The organism is Sulfurospirillum tamanense (assembly GCF_016937535.1).
Classification (GTDB): domain Bacteria; phylum Campylobacterota; class Campylobacteria; order Campylobacterales; family Campylobacteraceae; genus Sulfurospirillum_B; species Sulfurospirillum_B tamanense.
Genome location: NZ_JAFHKK010000032.1, coordinates 1 through 19,837, shown reverse-complemented (window position 1 = coordinate 19,837; position 19,837 = coordinate 1). Strand labels below are relative to the sequence as shown.

Annotated in this window: 23 protein-coding genes; 11 read left to right on the top strand and 12 right to left on the bottom strand. The window is 44.0% G+C overall.

Going from position 1 to position 19,837, the window contains the following annotated elements; all coding sequences use genetic code 11:
- The 7 genes from JWV37_RS11145 to JWV37_RS11115 form a co-directional block, all read right to left on the bottom strand.
- A partial coding sequence (locus tag JWV37_RS11145; RefSeq protein ID WP_205459898.1) for a hypothetical protein occupies positions 1 to 223 on the bottom strand: 223 nt, incomplete at its 3' end.
- A 244-nt stretch (positions 224 to 467) separates the two neighbouring features.
- A complete protein-coding gene (locus JWV37_RS11140; RefSeq protein ID WP_205459897.1) occupies positions 468 to 1,235 on the bottom strand; it encodes a transposase in 768 nt (255 codons plus the stop codon).
- A gap of 69 nt (positions 1,236 to 1,304) precedes the next feature.
- Entirely contained in the window at positions 1,305 to 1,889 is a 585-nt protein-coding gene (locus JWV37_RS11135; protein ID WP_205459896.1) for a hypothetical protein, read from the bottom strand.
- 60 nt (positions 1,890 to 1,949) lie between these two features.
- Positions 1,950 to 2,165 (bottom strand): toxin-antitoxin system HicB family antitoxin, encoded by a 216-nt coding sequence (locus JWV37_RS11130; RefSeq protein ID WP_205459895.1) that lies wholly within the window; start codon positions 2,163 to 2,165, stop codon positions 1,950 to 1,952.
- The gene (locus JWV37_RS11125) at positions 2,162 to 2,581 is read right to left on the bottom strand and encodes a putative toxin-antitoxin system toxin component, PIN family (RefSeq protein WP_205459894.1); all 420 of its coding nucleotides are present in this window, start codon (positions 2,579 to 2,581) and stop codon (positions 2,162 to 2,164) included. Before JWV37_RS11125 ends, JWV37_RS11130 begins: the two co-directional genes overlap by 4 nt.
- Positions 2,582 to 2,705: 124 nt before the next feature.
- Entirely contained in the window at positions 2,706 to 4,019 is a 1,314-nt protein-coding gene (locus JWV37_RS11120; RefSeq protein WP_205459893.1) for a TIGR04283 family arsenosugar biosynthesis glycosyltransferase, read from the bottom strand.
- Positions 4,016 to 5,041, bottom strand: a complete 1,026-nt coding sequence (locus tag JWV37_RS11115) for a phosphotransferase (protein ID WP_205459892.1) — start codon at positions 5,039 to 5,041, stop codon at positions 4,016 to 4,018. Before JWV37_RS11115 ends, JWV37_RS11120 begins: the two co-directional genes overlap by 4 nt.
- 76 nt (positions 5,042 to 5,117) lie before the next feature.
- Between JWV37_RS11115 and JWV37_RS11110 the strand changes: the two genes are divergently transcribed.
- From JWV37_RS11110 to thiS, 5 genes are all read left to right on the top strand, one after another.
- Positions 5,118 to 5,726, top strand: a complete 609-nt coding sequence (locus JWV37_RS11110) for a trimeric intracellular cation channel family protein (protein WP_205459891.1) — start codon at positions 5,118 to 5,120, stop codon at positions 5,724 to 5,726.
- 86 nt (positions 5,727 to 5,812) lie between these two features.
- Positions 5,813 to 6,997, top strand: coding sequence for an aspartate aminotransferase family protein (locus JWV37_RS11105; protein ID WP_205459890.1), 1,185 nt, complete (start codon positions 5,813 to 5,815; stop codon positions 6,995 to 6,997).
- On the top strand, positions 6,975 to 8,153 hold the full coding sequence (locus tag JWV37_RS11100; protein WP_205459889.1) for a TolC family protein: 1,179 nt from the start codon (positions 6,975 to 6,977) through the stop codon (positions 8,151 to 8,153). Before JWV37_RS11105 ends, JWV37_RS11100 begins: the two co-directional genes overlap by 23 nt.
- Complete coding sequence (locus JWV37_RS11095) at positions 8,143 to 9,144, top strand: SAM-dependent methyltransferase (protein WP_205459888.1); 1,002 nt, start codon at positions 8,143 to 8,145, stop codon at positions 9,142 to 9,144. Before JWV37_RS11100 ends, JWV37_RS11095 begins: the two co-directional genes overlap by 11 nt.
- A 7-nt stretch (positions 9,145 to 9,151) precedes the next feature.
- Positions 9,152 to 9,349, top strand: a complete 198-nt coding sequence (gene thiS / locus JWV37_RS11090) for a sulfur carrier protein ThiS (RefSeq protein WP_205459887.1) — start codon at positions 9,152 to 9,154, stop codon at positions 9,347 to 9,349.
- Here the strand turns inward: thiS and acpS are convergent.
- The 5 genes from acpS to JWV37_RS11065 form a co-directional block, all read right to left on the bottom strand.
- Positions 9,323 to 9,697: a holo-ACP synthase gene (acpS, locus tag JWV37_RS11085; protein ID WP_205459886.1), complete on the bottom strand. Its 375-nt coding sequence runs from the start codon at positions 9,695 to 9,697 to the stop codon at positions 9,323 to 9,325. The genes thiS and acpS overlap by 27 nt on opposite strands.
- Before the next feature lie 2 nt (positions 9,698 to 9,699).
- Positions 9,700 to 10,221 (bottom strand): flagellar basal body-associated protein FliL, encoded by a 522-nt coding sequence (fliL, locus tag JWV37_RS11080; protein WP_205459885.1) that lies wholly within the window; start codon positions 10,219 to 10,221, stop codon positions 9,700 to 9,702.
- Positions 10,222 to 10,332: 111 nt separating this feature from the next.
- Entirely contained in the window at positions 10,333 to 11,682 is a 1,350-nt protein-coding gene (gene radA / locus JWV37_RS11075; protein ID WP_205459900.1) for a DNA repair protein RadA, read from the bottom strand.
- Positions 11,675 to 12,565, bottom strand: a complete 891-nt coding sequence (gene ftsY / locus JWV37_RS11070; protein ID WP_205459884.1) for a signal recognition particle-docking protein FtsY — start codon at positions 12,563 to 12,565, stop codon at positions 11,675 to 11,677. The genes radA and ftsY overlap by 8 nt, the downstream gene beginning before the upstream one ends.
- Positions 12,562 to 13,104 carry a TlpA family protein disulfide reductase gene (locus JWV37_RS11065; protein ID WP_205459883.1) on the bottom strand — a complete coding sequence of 181 codons (543 nt, stop codon included), beginning with the start codon at positions 13,102 to 13,104 and terminating at the stop codon, positions 12,562 to 12,564. The genes ftsY and JWV37_RS11065 overlap by 4 nt, the downstream gene beginning before the upstream one ends.
- A gap of 104 nt (positions 13,105 to 13,208) precedes the next feature.
- Between JWV37_RS11065 and JWV37_RS11060 the strand changes: the two genes are divergently transcribed.
- The 6 genes from JWV37_RS11060 to JWV37_RS11035 are packed head-to-tail and all read left to right on the top strand — an operon-like array spanning position 13,209 to position 19,820.
- Positions 13,209 to 13,805: a 5-formyltetrahydrofolate cyclo-ligase gene (locus JWV37_RS11060; protein WP_205459882.1), complete on the top strand. Its 597-nt coding sequence runs from the start codon at positions 13,209 to 13,211 to the stop codon at positions 13,803 to 13,805.
- Positions 13,762 to 15,318, top strand: a complete 1,557-nt coding sequence (rny, locus tag JWV37_RS11055; RefSeq protein ID WP_205459881.1) for a ribonuclease Y — start codon at positions 13,762 to 13,764, stop codon at positions 15,316 to 15,318. Before JWV37_RS11060 ends, rny begins: the two co-directional genes overlap by 44 nt.
- A gap of 9 nt (positions 15,319 to 15,327) precedes the next feature.
- Complete coding sequence (locus JWV37_RS11050; protein WP_205459880.1) at positions 15,328 to 16,839, top strand: response regulator; 1,512 nt, start codon at positions 15,328 to 15,330, stop codon at positions 16,837 to 16,839.
- A gap of 1 nt (position 16,840) precedes the next feature.
- Positions 16,841 to 18,619, top strand: a complete 1,779-nt coding sequence (locus JWV37_RS11045; protein ID WP_240332185.1) for an ABC transporter ATP-binding protein — start codon at positions 16,841 to 16,843, stop codon at positions 18,617 to 18,619.
- A gap of 10 nt (positions 18,620 to 18,629) precedes the next feature.
- On the top strand, positions 18,630 to 19,241 hold the full coding sequence (locus tag JWV37_RS11040) for a lipid-binding SYLF domain-containing protein (protein ID WP_205459879.1): 612 nt from the start codon (positions 18,630 to 18,632) through the stop codon (positions 19,239 to 19,241).
- A 9-nt stretch (positions 19,242 to 19,250) separates the two neighbouring features.
- A complete protein-coding gene (locus JWV37_RS11035) occupies positions 19,251 to 19,820 on the top strand; it encodes a DedA family protein (RefSeq protein WP_205459878.1) in 570 nt (189 codons plus the stop codon).
- The last annotated feature ends 17 nt before the right edge of the window (positions 19,821 to 19,837 follow it).

Below are 19,837 nucleotides of genomic sequence, written 5' to 3'. Positions count from 1 at the left end.
TCTCATCCCATAAAATATACGCCCTTGCGCCAGTTGATTTTGTGGTTCCACCCGCTTGTTTTCCTTCTTGCGTTAGGTGAAAGTCTTTGTTTTTCTTTTCCAAATACCCAAGTGAAACCAATTTTTTATTTAGCTCATTTGTTTTTATTTCCAGTTTTGTTGCTAATTTTGAGGTTGTCAGCTTTGTTGCATCTTTTTGTTTTTTTGGATTTGTATTTTCCATTTCGGGCCTTTTGTTGTTTGGGGCCATTATATCTTAATTTGGGGCGCGAAAATAAGATACTTTTAGGATGTTTTTAGAAAATAGAGAAAGTAGTATCAGGTGTTTACTTTTTACCAAAAAACACTTCTTTTGCTTACTTTTCCCTGTACTTTAGCGCCCGATACCACCGTGCTAACCGTTCTGATGAAACCCCAAGGGCGTAGAGGGTGGAGAGAACGCGGTTGCGAACAAATAGGGGTCAGGTCTAAACTCTAAACTTTTTGAGGATTTTTGCTATTCCAGCGCCACTTAAACCTAAAGCTCTTCCTATCTCACTCTTTTTATAGCCATCTTCGTGGGCAGATTTTATGGCTTCATCTCTTTGCGTTTTATCTTTTACATGTAAGAAATATTGCTCTAAGCTTTTTTGCTTTACATGTACAATTTGACCCTCTTCTAGCTTATATCTTTGTTGATGAAATTTACCTATATTTTCTAATTCATTTGGGTTAAGGGGTATGTCTAGCATATCAAAAAGCTCCCCAGTATGATAATCGCGCAAAACAAAAGAGTTTTGTAAAAATGGCGGCACGGCATCTCTTTTGATGCAATAGGTAGCACAATATTTATATTCACCTATCTTTTTACACATCTTAGCTTTGAGCGGATTTGATTCGATGTAGCGAAAGAGTGTAAAAAGGTATGTTTCATCGAGCACATACCATGACTTGTACCTATCTTGCCACAGATGGCCTACTCTTTGATGGCGTTTGTTAAAATAACTTGCATACCCAGAGTTGAGTTGGCGCATACCCGCAGAGAGGTTTTCTCTTCTGTTTTCTACCAAAAGATGGTAGTGGTTATCCATAAGACAGAATGAATGGATGTCGAATTTGTATTCTTTGCAAACACTGGAGAGAATTTCGATAAATTTTACTTTATCGTATTCGTCCAAAAAGATACTGTTTTTTGCAACACCACGGTTGTAAACATGGTGATAACCACAATTTTCTACGCGTAATCTTCTTGGCATGCCATCTCCTTTGGGAAAATTATACCAAAAAGTTTAGAGTTTAGACCTGACCCCTTTTATTCTGATTTGCTAGCTACCTTGTTGCGGATATATAAAATTATAAGGTGAGTTCCTCTCTATCCATGCTCCAGCCTCATCTCCAATTCGCTTAACTTCATTAAATAAAGGTTGTAACTTAAGCTCAAACTTATCAGTATTTCTTGTTTCTGAAATAAAAATAAGTTCATCTAATAGAAGTAATCTTTTAACTCTTTTTGCATCTACATTCATGAAGTCATAGCCTGTTCTATTTTGTAATACAACTTCAAGTAAGGTACTGGAGTCGGTACCCACCCAATTATCTATTCTTTCATCGAAATGCTCCACATTATCTCTTGCATTTCTTGGTAATACTTCTGAATTACTCTCGATATTTAGAGCTTCTTGTAATAAATTCATTCGTTCTGCTTTAACATCGCGAGGCGATATAGGAGACACGAGTTTTGAAATCATAGCAGCATGTGAAAGAAAAGAAGTTAAATGAAACCAAACAGTTCTCGTCTGCCTTGTTTCTTCATTGTTTACCGCTTCCAAAAAGTTCTTAAAGTCAATTTCTGCTCCTAGCGCATGCATAGATATCTCTTGCATGTACCAAGTAAGTTCGTGATTGTTCATAATTTTCCTTAGAAACAGCAAAAAAGGGTCAGGTCTAAACTCTAAACTTTTTTAAATCTTTTAAAGAGTTTTATCTAGTTTGTCTAAAATCTGCAATCCTCTTTCGGCACTACCTCTTGAGGCTTTTATGTCAAATCTTGTTTTTGCATCAAACTGTGCTAGTGCTACTGTCGCAAATTCCTCAAAAAGCTTGTTTAGGCTAATTCCTTGCTCTTTGGCATACTGCTTTAATCTTTCATGTTTAGAGTCTGGTATTCTTAGTGTGATTGTACTCATGGCATCTCCTTTATAAAATCTTCTGGCGTTATAATCTTATGTTTAAAGATTAACTCCGCACTTTTAAAGTCTTTGGCATTGTAAGTGATGATAGCTTCTGCTCCACTAGCAACCGCCAACTCTACTATAAAGTTATCATTTTCATCTTGTAAATTTGGTCGCCACATGTAGTAAATCTCATTCCATTTACAAGTAGACAGATAAGCTTCGAAGAGTTCGTTTTGCTCTTCTAGACTCAAGGGTGTTAATTCTTGAATCTTTTTTCTTTTCATGACATCTTCATACTCTCTAAAAAGAGTTTCGCTCATTTGCGGAGAGAGCTTTGCTTGAAAAATCAACCTTATTAGCTCTCTTGCTTTACTATCTCTTTTGATAAGTGCTGAAATCCATACGCTTGTGTCTATTACTATTTTCATAAAATTATGATAGCATATACGCATTCACAAATCAAGCTCATTTAGTTTCTAAAGCTTTTGAAATCATTTCATTAGAGACGCCTACTACGCTAAAATTAGCATTTTACCAAAAATACTTCTTTGCTCACTTTTTGCCATATTTTAACGCCCGATACCATCGCGCCAAGCGTTCAGAGGAAACTCCAAGAGCATAGAGCGTGGAGAGTGTGCGGTTGCGTAGAGTGGTGTAAAAAAGCCCTTCTTTGTGCCAGCGACGTGCCGAGGTGGTGACGCGCGCGTTTAAAAGAGCGAGGCGAAAACCTTGGCGTTTGAGGGTTTTCATGATGGCGACGTCTTCCATGATGGGGATGGTTGGGTATTTGCCTAGTTTTTCAAAAACGCTTACTTTGAAAAAGTGGGCTTGGTCGCCATAAGGCGTGCCAAAAAGCCGTGCGCGCCAGTTGGTGGCCCACGTCACAAACCCAAGCCACCGCGAGGGCGCATCGATGTGCAGTCCAAAGGCCCCCGCATCCTTTACATGTAAGGCTTCTGTGATTAAGTCGTCCCAATCTTTTGGCAGTACGGTATCGGCGTGTAAAAACAGCACCACTTCCCCGCGCGCTAGGTCAAAACCCGCGTTGAGTTGGTTGGCTCTGCCTTTGGGCGCGGTGTGGAGCCGCGCGGGGTTTTTAAAATCCAATACGTCGATGCACGTGCGCGCATGGGTATCTACGACGATGACTTCAATGTCCTTATTGTTAGCATTCTCAAAAGCATGAGCGATGGTTTGCACGGCGCTTTCATCTTCAAAAAAAACAGGCATCACAAGGCTAATACGCGGGAATTTTTCTAGGATTGGCTTGGCGGTTTGGGCTAACATATGCGCTGGAAAATCCGCACAAAACTGGCGCAAATCCCCTAGCGTGTCGATGTCTTCAAGCACTTCCCCTTGCTTTACATGTAAAGGTTCTAGCGCCTTACATGTAAGCGCGTAAACATTGGCATTATCAAAAATAGCGTTCTCAAAAGCTTTACATGTAAAGTGTGTTTTGTTAAATCCGATGAGATAATACCCGCCATCTTTGGTGGGTGAGAGCACCGCGTCATGCGTGTCTAAAGCTTCAAGAGCGTTTTGTAAAATCACGCTATCGACACGCGGAATATCAGCTCCCACTAAAACCACTTGGCTAAAGCCCGCATCAAAGAGGTGCAAAAATGCGTTTTTCATCCGCGCGCCCAAGCCTTCGCCTTCTTGAACAAAACGGGGCAGGTAGGCAGGGATGAAATCCTCACTCCCGCTGTACGCCACAAACGCCTTTACATGTGAGGGGGTGGAGAAAAGATTTTTTAGTAAAACCGAGTAGATAGCTAAAGCATTTTCTTCGCCAATGGTACGCCCGAGGCGTGTTTTGACCTTGCCCTTTTGCGGGGCTTTGCAAAAGTAAATGACCGCTTTCATGGGAGTATTTTTAGGAAGTTTTGAAGAGTTTTTGTCTGAGGGAAATTTTCGATAAGTTTATGAGAAAGCGCGTCCATGTGCGCGTACGCTTCCTCTTTGTGTGCCAAAGATTCTAGGGCGGGAGATTTGGCAGGTACTACCAAACGCCGCGCGATTTCGACGCCGCAAAACCCTACGCTTTGGGAGAAAATGGCTTCTGATTCTTTACATGTAAGCTTGGAGTGTTGGACAAAGCTCTCCCAAAAAACCTCTAGTGCCATGCTGGGTGAAAACTCCCGCCCAAAACCGTCCATGATGATGTGGGCAAAAAGATTGCCAATGTCAAAGGAAATCGGCCCAAAGAGGGCAAATTCCGCGTCAATCACCGCGATTTTCTCACCGCGCGCCAACACCGAACCCGTGTGCAAATCACCGTGAATGAGGTGAGGCGTGGAGGTGTGAAAAAGGGTTTTTAAAAAAGCCACGTTTTCTAACAGGCGCGCGGATTTGGGGCGCGGAGTAAACCACGGATGGGGCATGGTTTTGTCTGAGTTTTCCAAAAAAGCGATGGTAAAAACGTATTCATTCGTGATGGCTTTTAGCTCTTGATTTTCATAAAAACTTTGCGGTTTTTTAGGTGGTTTGTTTGCGCAGAGTGCGCCTATGAAGTGGCCAAGCTTTACATAGACTTTAGGGTTAAATACCTCTAAAATATGGGCTTCGCGAAGAGTTATAAAATCTTTTTTGTATTCTAAAATCATGAAAAAATTGGCTTCGTCTTTGTATAAAACCGATGGAGTTACATGGGGTGCAATAGAACCAAAATATTCTAGCGCATGCATCTCTACACGAATGCGCTCTTGAGATAACGGAACACTAGGCCCAAGCAGATGCAAATACGGCGGCGCGTATTTTACCACCACTTCATTGTCTAAGCTGTCTTGCACCAAAAACACCGCATTCATGTTGCCACCACTAAGAGGTTTACATGTAAGGGGCTGTGTTAGCAGTGGACAGGTTTTTAGTAGCATTTGCGGGGTCATTTTCCATCCTCAAAAAGGGCGATTATAGCTAAAAAGTGTATAATGCCTTTTTAAATCCCACCCTATAAAGAGTGTTATGGAACCCCTTTTTATTGCTGAAATTATTGGTACGATTGCCTTTGCTTTGAGCGGCTTTTATGTGGCCGCTAAAGACCGTTTGGACTTTTTGGGCGTGTTTATCGCCGCATTTTTAACGGCCCTTGGCGGTGGTTTAACGCGCGATGCCATCGTTGGTCGCGACCCGTACACCTTTACGCACCTGCTTCCGGGGCTTTTGGTGGTGGGCGTGTTGTTTTTTGCCATTGTTTTTAAGCTGCACAAACACGACAAGGTGGAGCAAAAATTCATTTTTGTCATGAGCGACACCTTGGGGCTTGTCTCTTTTTCCATCACGGGCGCGTTGGTAGCCATGCAAAGCGAGTTGAATTTTTTTGGCGTGGTGCTCTTGGCGCTCACCACCGCCGTGGGTGGCGGGGTCATGCGCGATATTTTGCTCAACAAAGTGCCGCTTATTTTAAGTACAGGCTTGTACGGCACGGTTGCTTTGGTCATCGGCACGATGCTCTTTGTGCTAGAGCTTGTGGGTTTTTTAAACCCTTTGAGTATCTTGGCTTGCGCTTTTGTGGGCCTTGCCTTACGTCTAGCGGCTTACTACCGCGGGTGGCATTTGCCTGTGCTAGAGTAGCTTCTTTTAAAAACAGCAATGATTAGGTACCCATTAACCCACTTGCGCTATAATAATCCCTTTTAACCTCCCCAAAAGGCCTTTACATGTACGAAGCCATGGACAAATCCTACGTCATGCAGACGTATCCTAGAAATTATGTAAACTTCAAAAAAGGCGAAAACGCCACCTTGTTTGATGAAAATGGAAAAGACTACATCGATTTTACCAGTGGCATTGGTGTGGTGAGTGTGGGGCATGGGAACTTGCGCCTAGCCCACGCGCTGTTTGACCAAGCGTCCAATCTTATCCATACCTCCAACTTGTTTCTCATTGAACCCCAAGCCAAACTGGCTAAACGCATGTGTGAACTTAGCGGTTACGACATGGCGGTTTTCTTTGCCAATTCGGGGGCTGAGGCTAACGAAGGCGCCATTAAACTCGCACGCAAATACGGCTTGCAAGCCTTTCCCAAAAAACGCTTCAAAGTCCTCACCCTAGAGCACTCCTTTCACGGGCGTACCATTACCACTGTCAAAGCCACAGGTCAAACAAGCTTCCATAAAGAAGCCTTTGCCCCGTACCCTGAGGGCTTTAGTTTTCACGAACAAATCCGCGCGCTCATCGATGCCATCGATGAAGAAACCGTCGCGGTGATGATAGAGCTCGTCCAAGGGGAGGGCGGCGTACAGCCGCTAGACAAAGCCGCCGTGCAAGAACTCGCCGCCTTTTTGAAAGAGCGCCAGTTGCTACTCATTATCGATGAAGTGCAAACGGGCGTGTTTCGCAGTGGGGAGTTTTTGGCTTCGCAACTTTACGACATCACTCCCGACATCATCACCCTTGCTAAAGGATTGGCGGGTGGCGTGCCCATTGGGGCCATCATGACCACCCACAAAACCTTGTTTGAAGTAGGGGACCATGGTAGTACCTTTGGGGGCAATTTTCTTTCCACGCGCGCAGGCCTTGAAGTATTGGACATTTTGGAGTCTTATAAACAAAGCGGGCTTTTGGACGAGGCCTTTTTATTTTTTGAAGCACAGTTGCGCCGTATCGCTCAAGCCTATCCTCAGTATTTTGAAAAAGAGCTCGGCCTTGGTCTCATGCGCGGGCTTCGCTGTAAGGGCGAAGAGACGTTGCCTCACCTGATTAAATCGGCCTTTGAGGCGGGTGTATTGGTGTTGCGTTCAGGCAGAAATACCTTGCGCTTTTTGCCACCGCTCACCATTTCTAAAGAAGAGATACAAGAAGGATTTAGGAGGCTTGAAAATGCGATTGCTACTTTGTCTTAGTTTGAGTGCTGGCGTTTTGTTCGCCAATGAAAGCTTACTTTCGACGCTCAAACAAGAACAACTCCGCCTAGAGCGCGAGCAAAATGAACTAAACAGTGACATACTTAAATACCAGTGGCTTAGTCCCATCGAGGGAGCGTGGAACTGGACAAAAACAGAAGATTCGCTCAATAGTGACCGCGAAACGGGGACGTTCTCTGTTTCATTGAACCAGCCTATTTTTAAAAGTGGCGGAATCTATTTTGCCATGCGTTATGCGGACGCTAATCGCGCTTTTTTGCGCCTTTCGACTCAGCTTGAAACCCAAACACTTATCAAAGATGTCATGAGTCTTGCGTTACGCTACCAAAAGGCGCAACTGCAAAAGCAACGCACCCAGTTTCAAATCGACAATGCTTTGATTGATATCGTGCGCAAAAAAGAGCAATTTGAGAGTGGCTTTGTGGACAGCAGTGATCTTGACCAAGCGTTGCTCTCTAAAAACACCTTACAGCACACGCTTTTAGAGTTAGAGCGCACCAGCATGGAGTTCGTCAAAGCCTTCCAAAGCATCAGTGATGCTAGGCTGGAGGAGCTTACGTTGCCTGTGTTTGAGATGGTAGATGAAGAAGCGTACCTTGCCAGTTCTTTACATGTAAAGCAACAAGCAGGGGCGTACGAGCGCAGTAAGTGGCTCCAGCGAGCCAATGTGTCGACCTTTTTGCCTACCATCTCCCTAAATGCGGCGTATTACAACGCCAGAGGGTACGATGGCAACAATGAGCGTGACGAGTATCAAACCTACGGCGTGCGGATTTCTATGCCCCTTTATGACATCAACCGCGCGCGTTCTTTGGAGCTTAAGCGCGTAGAAACCTTGCAAGCGGGTGTTAAGCTCCAAGATGTCAAGCGCAGTGAGACAAAAGTGTTTGAGCGCGTCCACGAAGAAGTACAGTTCTTGAACCAAAAGCGCGAGATTTCTTTGGAGAATTTCACCCTTTATGGGGAACTTCTGGCCTCAGCCAAAGAACTCGCAGAGGCGGGAGAAAAGACTGTTTATGATGTGCAAACGCTGGAAAACTCACGCCAAACCATGCAGCTGGATGCGCAGATTTACGCACTGGATGCACAGCTTTCCTTGTTAGATTTGTATGCAAAGATGCAGGGTGAAATTTAGCCAGTACATGCACGCGTGGCTGTACGGTCCGCAGGGGTATTACAAAACGACTGACGTGGGAAAAAAAGGGGATTTTTACACTTCGGTAAGCACGTCGATGTTTTTTGGCGGGACCCTTGGAAAGCTTGTGGTGGAACGCGTGCGAAGTGGGGCGTTCTCACCCGAAGCGCACATCGTGGAGATTGGCGCCCATCAGGGGCATATGATGGCAGATATGATTCAGTTTATCTATTCCCTAGAACCCTCACTTGTAAAAACTTTGCGCTTTACCATCATTGAGCCCCTCGAATCGTTACGTCTCGTGCAAGAAAAAACCCTCAAAGAAGCCTTTGGAGAAGCTGTACATGTAAACATTCTTCCTTCGCTGGAGGCTTTTATATGTAAAGAAGCACTGGTGTTTGCCAACGAGCTTTTTGATGCTTTTTCATGTGAGGTGGTCATGGAAGATACCATGTTGCACATAGAAAATCACGTGCCAGTTTTTGTGCCCATGGAGCCAGCCTTGCGTGAAAAAGCGCGCCTTTTGGGCGTGGAAAAAGGAGAGATTACTTGTGGATTGGAAGCCTTTGCTTTGGCGCTTAGAGCCTCGTGTGAAAAGTGTGAATGCATTGCCTTTGATTATGGCGAGGTTTTGCCTCGCAATGACATCTCCTTGCGTGTGTATCAAAACCATCAAAGCACGCCTTTTTTTGAGCTTACATGTAAAGCGGGGCCTAAGGAGTATTTGGCGGAGTATTTTGCCAAAGCCGACCTCACCTACGACGTGCATTTTGGGCACGTGCAACAAGCGATGGAAGCGGCAGGATTCACCCACCAAGAAACCAAAACCCAAGCCAGTGCCTTGGTAGCGTTTGGTTTGATGGAGTTGCTTGAAATGCTTCAACAAAACGTCGATGAAGCAACGTACCGTGCGGAACTTGAAAAAGCAAAACAACTCATACTACCCGCTTTTTTAGGAGAGCGGTTTAAAATGATTCGATTTACAAAGTGAGGAAAAGATGAACATTATCGTTAATGGCGAAGCTAAAGAAACACACGTTACAACCTTGCTAGAACTCATGCACGAACTTGGAATTGAGCCTAAAGTGATGGCTGCGGCTATCAACATGAATGTGGTCAAAAAAGAGGTATGGGAAACAACGGCTTTAAGTGAGGGCGATAAGGTAGAGTTATTGCACTTTGTGGGCGGTGGGTGAGTTGCTTTGGATGGAGACCACTGCAATGGCAAATCCCCCATCGTGGGCAATGCTTAAGGAGTGGTCGGTGATGTTAAAGTGTTCCAAAAGGTGCGTAGCAAGGGTGAAATGAGGCGCGCCTTTTTGGTCTTTGTAGAGAGTGATGTCGTGAAATCCGCACATCTGGCCAATGCCACACCCCAAAGCCTTGGAGATAGCTTCCTTGGCCGCCCAAAACCCCGCGCGCGTCGCGTTGCTTTTGGCCAGTTGTATCTCTTGGGGGTGTAAGTAACGTTTTAGGGCGTTCTCACCGTGTTTTTCATAAAACGCCGCGATACGAGAAATCGCGACGATATCCACACCGACCATTTTTACTGTACGACAAAGTCAGTAAAAAAGATATTGCGCACATGGCCATCGGCCAAGACTTCGTTGATGCGTGTCACAACTTCATCCTTAAGGCGCTCTTTTCCTTTGAACGTGCTCACTTCTTCAAAGGTTTTAGAAGAGAGGGTGCGAATGATGATGTCGCGTACCACAGAGCGTTTAGCATCCATCTCTGCAGCCAGTTTACTGCTGCTAAGCTCGATATCTAAAGAGACTTTCAAATAACGGCTTCCGCTCTCGCTAAGCAAGTTTACAATGAATGCATCCATGGGGTAAACCGGTCCAATGGAGAGCAAGTTGGTTGAGCGTGTCGCACTTGCGCTTGAACCGCCACCTGCTGATTGTGCTTGCTGTGTTTGAGGCTGAGGAGAATCGCCCGAACCTAGCAATAAATACGCAGCCAAGCCACCACCAGCTAGTAAAAGCACCAATAGTGCTACAATAATAATGAGCACCATGTTGCCGCCAGATTTTTTTTCTGTGCCTTCAGTTTTTTCTTCTGCCATTATGTTGTCCTTTTGGTAAGCTTCTTACTTAAATTAGTTTGCGCAAGAAGTTTTGTGTATATCGCTAAAAATAGGATTGTCTTTAGGGTAAATCCCCTAAAAAAGCCAAAACTACATCCATTCGATCACCTTGGAAACTTCATCCACCACAAAACATTTCACCCCACTTGGAGTTTCAAGGGGCTTGGAGGGGACAAGTGCCTTGGAAAAGTGCTGTGTTTTCGCTTCCTTGAGGCGTGCATCCAGATGGAACACATCGCGCACATCCCCGATTAAACTCACCTCCCCTAAAAAGATAGTGTCTTTGCTGATGGGACGGTTGCGAAAACTGCTAATAATTGCCGCGATAATCGCCAAATCTGCTGCGGTTTCCCCGACTTTAATGCCTCCAGCAATGTTAATAAAAACATCGTATTGGTTAAACGGAAGGTCGAGTTTGCGTTCCAAAAGTGCTAAAAGCATCGTAAGGCGATTAAGCTCATAACCTGTGGAACTGCGTTTGGGGTTAGGGTAACTACTCTCGCTTACAAGCGCTTGCACTTCTAGGACGATAGGCCGACTTCCTTCCATGATTACCGTAATGGCCGAACCCGCCTGAGGCGTGCCACGGGTAAAAAATTTCTTTGAAATGTCTGTGGCGCTCATGAGCCCTGTTTTGGTCATTTCAAAAATCCCCACTTCACTGGTGGAGCCAAAACGGTTTTTAAACCCTCGAAGCAAGCGAAGCTCGCGGTTATTGTCTCCTTCAAAATAAAGCACCGTATCTACCATGTGTTCCAAGATGCGAGGCCCCGCAATGGAACCTTCCTTAGTGATATGCCCGATGATAAAAATAGCAAGGTTGTGTTCTTTGCCATAACGCATTAGTTCAAAGGTAATTTCACGCACTTGCGACACACTGCCAGGGGCTGCGGTGAGTTTTTCACTGTAAAGGGTTTGGATGGAATCCACAATCAACGCATCAAAAGGGGTAGTTTGGAGTTCGTTTATGATGGCTTCAAGGCGAATTTCAGGAAGCAAAAATAAAGAAGCATGGGTGCTGCCAAGGCGGTCTGAGCGTAGTTTAATCTGCCCAGAAGACTCTTCACCACTGACATACAAAACCCGCTTTCCACTACTGGCAAGATTGCCACCGATTTTGAGTAATAAGGTAGACTTTCCTACTCCTGGGCTTCCGCCGATAAGGGTCAAGCTTCCTGGCACGATGCCCCCGCCCAGTACCAAGTCCAACTCCTTGTCTCCTGAGCTAAACCGTTCAATGGTTTCGATTTCCACATCCGTGATGGGAATAGCGCCACTGGAGGATTTTAGGGGAGTAGAGGTTTCTTTAAGGGTGGCAATTTGGGTTTCGCTAAGTTCTAAAAACTCATCCCATGCGCCACAATTTGGGCATTTTCCAAGCCATTTTGCGTTTTGAAAACCACAAGCTTGGCACTCAAAGAGGCTCTTTTTTTTAGCCATTTTGAGAAGACTCATTGATGAAAATTCCCTCAAGCAAGCCATCCACAAAGGCCTCTGCTTCAAAAGGAATGAGATCTTCTTCGCTCTCGCCCACGCCAACATACAAAATAGGGAGTTCCAAAGCGCGTGCTACGCCAAAAAGGGCTCCGCCTTTGGCAGTTCCATCAAGTTTGGTAATGATGATTCCATCCACGCCAATGAGTTCATGGAAAGCTTTAGCTTGGGCAATGGCACTGTTCCCTTGAGTGCCGTCCAAAATGAGCAGTTTGCGGTGAGGGGCGCCTTCGTGGGCTTTGTTGCAAATGCGGGTGATTTTTTGAAGCTCACTGACAAGGTTGACTTGGTTTTGTAAGCGCCCTGCGGTGTCGATGATGACCCGATCAATACCTCTGGCTCTGGCTGAACTAATAGCATCAAAAGCCACAGCGGAAGGATCATGCCCTTGCTGGGTGTAGACTATGGGCACATCAATGCGCTCGCTCCAGCGCCTTAGTTGTTCGATGGCGGCGGCACGAAAGGTATCTCCCGCACCTAGCATCACCCCAAGTCCCTCGCGTTTGTACATGTAAGCGAGTTTGCCGATGGTTGTGGTTTTGCCTGCTCCATTGACGCCAAGAATAAGTTCCACAAAGGGTTTCTCTTTTTTTGGTGCAGGGGTATCGTAGATAAAATAGGTACTTAAAACCCGTTTGACATCCTCGCGCTTGACTTGTTCTTGAGGAGGGAGGTAGTAGATAATCTCCTCCACGAGTTCGTAGGTTACATCTGCTTCAAGTAAAATCTCTTCCAAGAGGGCTTTGCTGATTTTTTCTTGGGGTTTGGGGGCAACAGACTTGATGGCCTCGAGGGTTTTACTGAGCCCTTTTTTTAAAAAACCAATCATATTCCAAGAGCCTTTTTGATGTCAGCATCAATCATCTCTTCAGGAACGGCGCCTACATAATGGGTGGCGTAATGACCGTTTTTGTCATATAGAATCATGTAAGGGATGGTTGAAACGCCTCCTACTTCTTTTGCCAATTCATAGTTTGGCTCCCCTTGGGTGACAGTATAGTTAACGGTGTAATACTCCATAAAGCTTTTAAGTTCTTCAACGGTTTTTTCTTCAAGGGCAACACTAATGATAGACAAAGCATCCCCATGGGTTGCTTGAAGTGCGTTTAAATGAGGGATTTCGGCCTTACATGGAGGGCACCATGTGGCAAAAAAGTTCAGCAAGACAACTTTCCCTTCGTGCCCTGCAAAAGTGATTCCTTGGGTTGTCTTTGTGATGCCTATGGTGTTACCCAAAGTATCAATAAGTGCCAAAGGCTCTTTTTCATTTTTAATAACAATTTCATCCTTAAACGTGGTTTCTGTTTCACCACATCCTGCAAAAAAAAGTGTCGAGGCAAGCAAGAGGGCGAGAGATTTCATCTGCATTTTAGTTTTCCTTGTGCTACAATTGTTCCTTTACATGTAAAGGCGTGTGAAAGACGGATTATAGGAAAAAGTGCCTTAAATTGACAAGAGAAGAGGGAGCTGGCATGGAAAGCAAAGAAGAGTTTCGTGCCCGTTGTTTACAGAAATTAAAACACCATGCCTTGCGCAATAAACTGCGCCAAGACCATGCGGTTTTAACAAAACTTGCCTTACTTCTTAAAGATGTGAAAGGGAAGACAATCTTGTGTTATCTTCCGCTAAAGCACGAAGTTAATATTACGAAGCTAATGCGCTCATTGCGCCCTGATAATAGGCTTTTGGTGCCATTTATGGAAGGTGTCAGTTTCAAAGTGGTAAAATTCAGACTGCCTATAAAAAAGAAAAGATTTTCTGTTTTAGAGCCACAAAACTCTCAGATGATTTTTTCCAAGATTGATATTGCTATTGTCCCAGTTGTCGGGGTTGACGGGGCATTACGGCGGATTGGTCACGGCAAAGGGATGTATGATAGATTTTTTTCATCCTTAAAATGTCACCCCATTGTTATTTTTGTACAAGGGGCAGACTGTTTTACCACACAACACGTGGGAGATGCTCACGATGTTCAAGCAGATTTTTATATTACCCCAAACCATTTTATAAAACGAAGAGGATTCAATGATTTTAGAGTTTTCAATCGCAGGAGGTGCCGCGCTATTTAGCGGTGCAGCAGGGTATTTTGTTGCAAAAAAGATCAATGACGCCAATTACAATATATTTCTAGAGCAGGCCAAAGCCAAAGCTAAAGCGATTGAGTACGAGGCAGAGTTGGTGCTAAAAAACGCCAACATTAAGGTTCAAGAAGCAGAAATTGGGGCAAAGAAGCGTTTTGATGAAAAGCTTTCCCAACTCACTAAAGAGCACATGCTGAAGATGACCGACCTTGAAAAGCGTGAACTTCAAGTTAAAGAAGATTTGAAAAAAGCAGGAACAGAAAAAGCCGAAGTTGCTAAACTTAAAAAAGAAGCAGAGCAACTGATGGAAGAGGGGACAAGTCTTAAGCAAGATTATCAAGAAAAAGTCAAAGAAGCCTTAAGTATCTTAGAACGTTCCGCGGGTCTTACTGAGGCAGAAGCCAAAGAAGTTGTGCTTAAAAAAGTAGAAGAAAAATCCCGTGCAGATATTGCTCACACGGTGCGTCGCTTGGAAGAAGAAGCCAAGCAAGATGCAAAGCGACGAGTAAACTACATCCTTGCCCAAGCCACCTCGCGCTACGCAGGCGATTTTGCAGCAGAGCGATTGATTAATGTGGTCAACATTAAAGATGATGAACTCAAGGGCCGTATCATAGGCAAAGAAGGGCGCAATATCAAAACCCTTGAAATGCTGTTAGGAGTAGACATTATTATCGACGATACGCCTGGCGCTATTATTTTGAGTAGTTTTAACCTCTACCGTCGTGCTATTGCAACAAAAGTAATTCAGTTGCTAGTAGAAGATGGCCGCATTCAGCCCGCACGTATTGAAGGCATTTATGAAAAAGTACAAGAAGAGTTTGAGCAAACGGTGATTGAAGAGGGTGAAAATATCATCATCGACTTAGGTCTAACCAAGGTTCACCCAGAGCTTGTAAAGCTTATCGGTCGGCTAAAGTACCGTGCTAGTTATGGTCAAAATGCCCTTGGGCACTCCTTGGAGGTGGCACACCTTGCAGGCATTATTGCAGCTGAGACAGGTGGGGACGAAAAATTGGCCAAGCGCGCGGGTATTTTGCATGATATTGGCAAGTCACTTACTCATGAATTTGCTGGAAGCCATGTGGATTTAGGGGCAGAAGTGTGCAAGCGCTATAAGGAGCACCCAGTGGTAATTAATGCCATTTATGCTCACCACGGGCACGAAGAGGCAACCTCCGTAGAGTCTGCGGCTGTTTGTGCGGCCGATACTCTCTCAGCAGCACGCCCTGGGGCTAGACGCGAAGTACTAGAGAGCTTTTTGAAACGGGTGCAAGATATTGAAGAGATTGCTAAATCTAAAGAAGGTATCAAGCAAGCTTATGCCATTAATGCAGGGCGCGAAATTCGTGTCATCGCCAATGCAAAACTTGTGAATGATGACGAAGCGGTATTGCTTGCTAAAGAAATTTCTCAAGAAATTGAAGAAAAAGTCCAGTATCCAGGCGAAATTAAAGTGCATGTCATTCGCGAGGTTCGCGCAGTTCATTATGCACGCTAAGATTGTTCCATGAAGGGCAAAGTGCTCAGTTATGACACCTTTAGTGAAGAAGGTGTACTAGAAGCAAGGGATGGCACTCGCCATTCCTTTTCTTTGATGGATTGCATTGAATTTGCAAATGATCCACGCAAAGGTGACCCTGTTGATTTTGGTTTAGATGGCGGAGTTCCTTATTATGTAAAATTTTTGAAAGACACGCAGCATGAGCCTCAAGAAGTAAATATTAAAAGTGAACCCACGCAGAAAACAGTCCCTACTCGAGAAAATGATATTTATGCTCCAATTATGTTGGATTTTTCAATAGATGAAGCAATTTTTCACTATTTTTCCTCAATGATTGTTGATTTAGAAGAGTATGAGTATGATTTTGAAGAATACGAGCGGCTTGATTACATTCGGATGCGACGGTTTCTGACCACTGCTTACCATAATCTGCTTGATTTAGATCCAAAATTTGTTAACAACGAGCTGATTTCATTTTACGAGTACGTGGGTGATATCTACCGACTCTATAAGGGTTTTGTCAAAAAAATTAACATACCAAAAATCGCTTACGAAGAGATATTTCTGGGTGCACAAACAGATTATGTCTGGCGCAAAGTAAAACTTGAAAGCAATCGAGGGGAAATTTCCACGCAAAAAGGGGTGATTAAAAACCTTGCCAATGAAATTGAGCTCGTAAAGCAAAAAATAGCAAAAATGCCCAAAGAAAAAGTAGCCTTAGAGACAGAATACAAACGCTACAATCGCATGTATGTGGATGCCTTGCACCGTGCGGCTTCGCTGCGCGATGAAAACATTTTTTTATTGCGTGAACTTAAGGCTTTTGAGGAAGCACATTATGGCGAGTTTGTTAGTCAGTTTACCCATTTTTCAAGGGAGAGAAAAGAGCAAATTTTGAGACTGCTGGATGGGTATTCTTATTATTTTGATAAGAAAATGTGGGATTGTGCTGAAAGTTCCAAATCTATCCGAGAATTTTTTCGCAAAGCAAACGTGCAAGAGGAGTTTTCTAGTAAGACCTACTTGAAATATTACCTCAAAGGACTTGATGAGCTAAAAATGAGTGAATTGCATCGAGAACTCAAAACATTGCTCGCTTACCTTGAGTCGTTATCGCAAGTTTCGGTGGCGGTGGTAGATGAGGATAAAGATGCAAAGTTTCGTTTGTTAAAACTTCTTCGCCTGCGCAATAGTGATGTAAAAGCCAGTGCGTATGAGCGTATCAAACTCTTCGCGCAACGGTTGAAACAAGAGCCTTTTGATTTGGTTATTATTGATACTAAAATTACTAATCCTTCTGTTGAAAAAGGCCTTGAACTTCTTGGAGAAATGCAGTCAAAGCGATCAAAAAAATGCCGTATCTGCCTTATGTCCACGACCTTTTCCAAAGAAGAATTGACACGCTACAGTGCGCTTGGCATAACACACTTTTTGCTCAAAACTCTCCCAGAGGCGGAGCTTGGGAAGCGCCTTGATGAACTCCTGGAGGGGCTGCACGTCGATCAGCTCAGAGGATAAGATGCTGCGTAAAAGTACAGTAACACTTTCACATCTTCTTAAGATGCTCTTTTCCTTTAAAAAAGAACTTTTTTTGGCCAATGCTATTGCTGTTTTAGCAGTGGTTATTAGTACGCCAGTTCCTCTTTTGATGCCTCTACTGGTCGATGAAGTGCTTCTGGCACAACCGGGTATTTTGGTGCAAAGTATTGATGCGCTTTTGGGGGAAACTCAGCCTCCTTACATGTATGTCTTTGTGGCTCTTTTGTTAACCCTTTTGATGCGCTTTGTTTTTTTTGTTTTAAATTTTTTTCAAACAAAATATTTTACGATTATTTCAAAAACCATCACCTTTGGATTGCGCCAGCAGGTACTAAAGCACCTCGGGGGCGTTGCGCTTAGTAGTTACGAACATTTTGGCTCTAGCCGTGCCAATGCATTGCTAGTGGTGGATGTTGAGACGGTCGATGAGTTTTTGGGCACGACGATTAGCCGTTTACTTATTTCGGTGTTGACTGTTTTGGGTGTTGGGGTGGTGTTACTGCTAATTCACTGGCAATTAGCACTGTTTATTTTACTGCTTAATCCTTTTGTTGTCGTGTTGACAACCAAAATAGCCCGTTCGGTTTCTGTTTTAAAAAAACGCCAAAACGAAGCTTTTGAGCTTTTTCAAACAGCCCTTAGCCAAACCCTTGATCTTTTTTCGCAAGTGCGTGCTAGTAACCAAGAAAAGCGTTTTATTGGAGAAGTGGAGGCAAAAGCTAAAACCATTAAGGATGAATCTATAGCTTTTGGGTACAAGAGTGATGCAGCTGCGCGATTTTCCTTTTTAGTATTTTTAGGTGGGTTTGAAATCTTTCGTGCCGCAAGCATTTTAGTGGTGGCATATTCAGATTTGAGTATCGGTCTTATGTTGGGAATTTTTGGTTACTTGTGGGTGATGATGGGTCCCGTGCAAGAAATTTTGGGTGTACAGTACGCCTTTCATAATGCCAAGGCTGCCCTAGAGCGCATTAATACTTTGCTAAAACTTCCTCGAGAGCCAAATTTTCCTCACCTTAAAAACCCTTTCGTGCAACACCAGACTAATGGAATTACGTTAAAAGATGTGACATTTTCCTATGAAGCCAGTAAGTCTATTTTAGAACATGTCTCTTTGGAGATACCTCGGGGAAAGCGGGTGGCAATTGTGGGAGCTAGTGGTAGTGGAAAAAGCACATTGGCTCAGATTATTGTGGGATTTTATCCCATTGATTCGGGTGCACTTTTGTTTGATGATGTGGATGTGCGCGAGATTGGCCTTGATGTGGTGCGGGAAAATGTCTTCCTTGTCTTACAAAACCCACAGCTTTTTAATGGCACAATACGCATGAACATTACCATGGGCGAAGAAGTCAGTGAAGCCAAGCTTCAAGAGGCTGTTGCGATTGCTCAACTTGAAGGATTTGTTTATGAGCAAGCTTTGGGGCTTGATACTCTTGTTGGAAAAGATGGCATTAGGCTCTCAGGTGGACAGCGCCAGCGCTTGAGCATTGCTCGCATGATTGTTAAGAATCCTAATGTAGTGATTTTAGACGAATCCACTTCCGCGTTAGATGTACACACAGAAAAGGCTCTTTTTGAAGGGCTTGATTCTTATCTAAAAGGAAAAACAACAGTAATTATCGCCCATCGGCTAAGCACTATTCGTATGGCAGATTATATTTATTTACTGGACAAGGGTAGGGTGCTGGAAGAGGGCGACAAGCATACGTTGCTTTCCAAAGAGGGCACCTTTGCCCGTTATTTTGAAAACCAATAAGGAGGCGAAAATGCACCGCATTGTTAGATTATTTACATGTATGGTTTTTGTTTCGTCACTGCTTTGGGGCAACGAAGAGCGTACACTAGAATCTGCAAATGCGCTTCAACTGATTATGCGAAACCAACCTGAAAGTATTCCTGTTGAGCTTTTTGCTCAGGCAAATGCCATTGTGGTGCTGCCTGATGTAACCCGTGTTGGCTTTTTTGTGGGCGGACTTTTTGGGAATGGCGTTATGAGTATTAAAGGAATCAATGGATGGGAAAGCCCTTTACATGTAGCGCTTGGCGGGGGAAGTTTGGGTTTTCAGTTTGGCGTAGAGCGTAGTGATATTATTTTGTTTATCATGAAGTACGAAGTGGCTGAAGCCATTAGGAGCAGAAAAATTACCCTTGGTGCAGATGTTTCCGTGGCCGCCGGACCCATGGGGGCAAGCATAACACACATGCGAGATTTTAGTTTAAAGCAAGATATTTATGCGTATGCAAACAACAGAGGTCTGTTTGCGGGAGTTTCATTGGGTGGGTCGGTGATTGGCGCAGACGGTGATGCACGAACACCTGCAGACTCTTTTGCGGCCAAAAGTTTTGTGGAAACATTAAAAAGGCTAGAGCGCCGTTAAGGAGTTTTATTGGAAGAGATGTTTACGTCACTCTCGACGTACGGTTATATTATTTTGTTTTTGTATTCGTTGGGCGGGGGCATGGTCGCCATCATTGCTGCAGGAGTGCTTTCGTATTCGGGGCAAATGGACTTGACAGCTTCGATTGTAGTTGCTGCTGTGGCAAACGCGCTGGGTGATACTTTGTTGTTTTACATGAGCCGTTATAATCGCCCCCAGATGATGCCCTATATTTTGAAACACCGACGCAAAATTGCCTTGTCGCATATTTTAATGAAACGCTATGGTGATAAGATTATTTTTTTTCAAAAATTTCTATATGGCATTAAGACGCTTATTCCTTTGGCAATTGGGTTAACCAAATACTCTTTTGCGCGCTTTAATGTTCTTAATGGAATCTCCGCTGCTTTATGGGCAATTATTTTAGGACTAGTAAGCTATAAAGCAGGTGCGCCACTAATGCGTTTTGTGGGATACATTGGGGAAAATCCTTGGGTAATGCCACTTATTGTGGGAGGACTGCTTGGTTCAATGTGGCTTTATTTTCAAAAAGCAACGAAAAAAAAGAAAAATAATTAAAAATGGCGGTTTTTCTA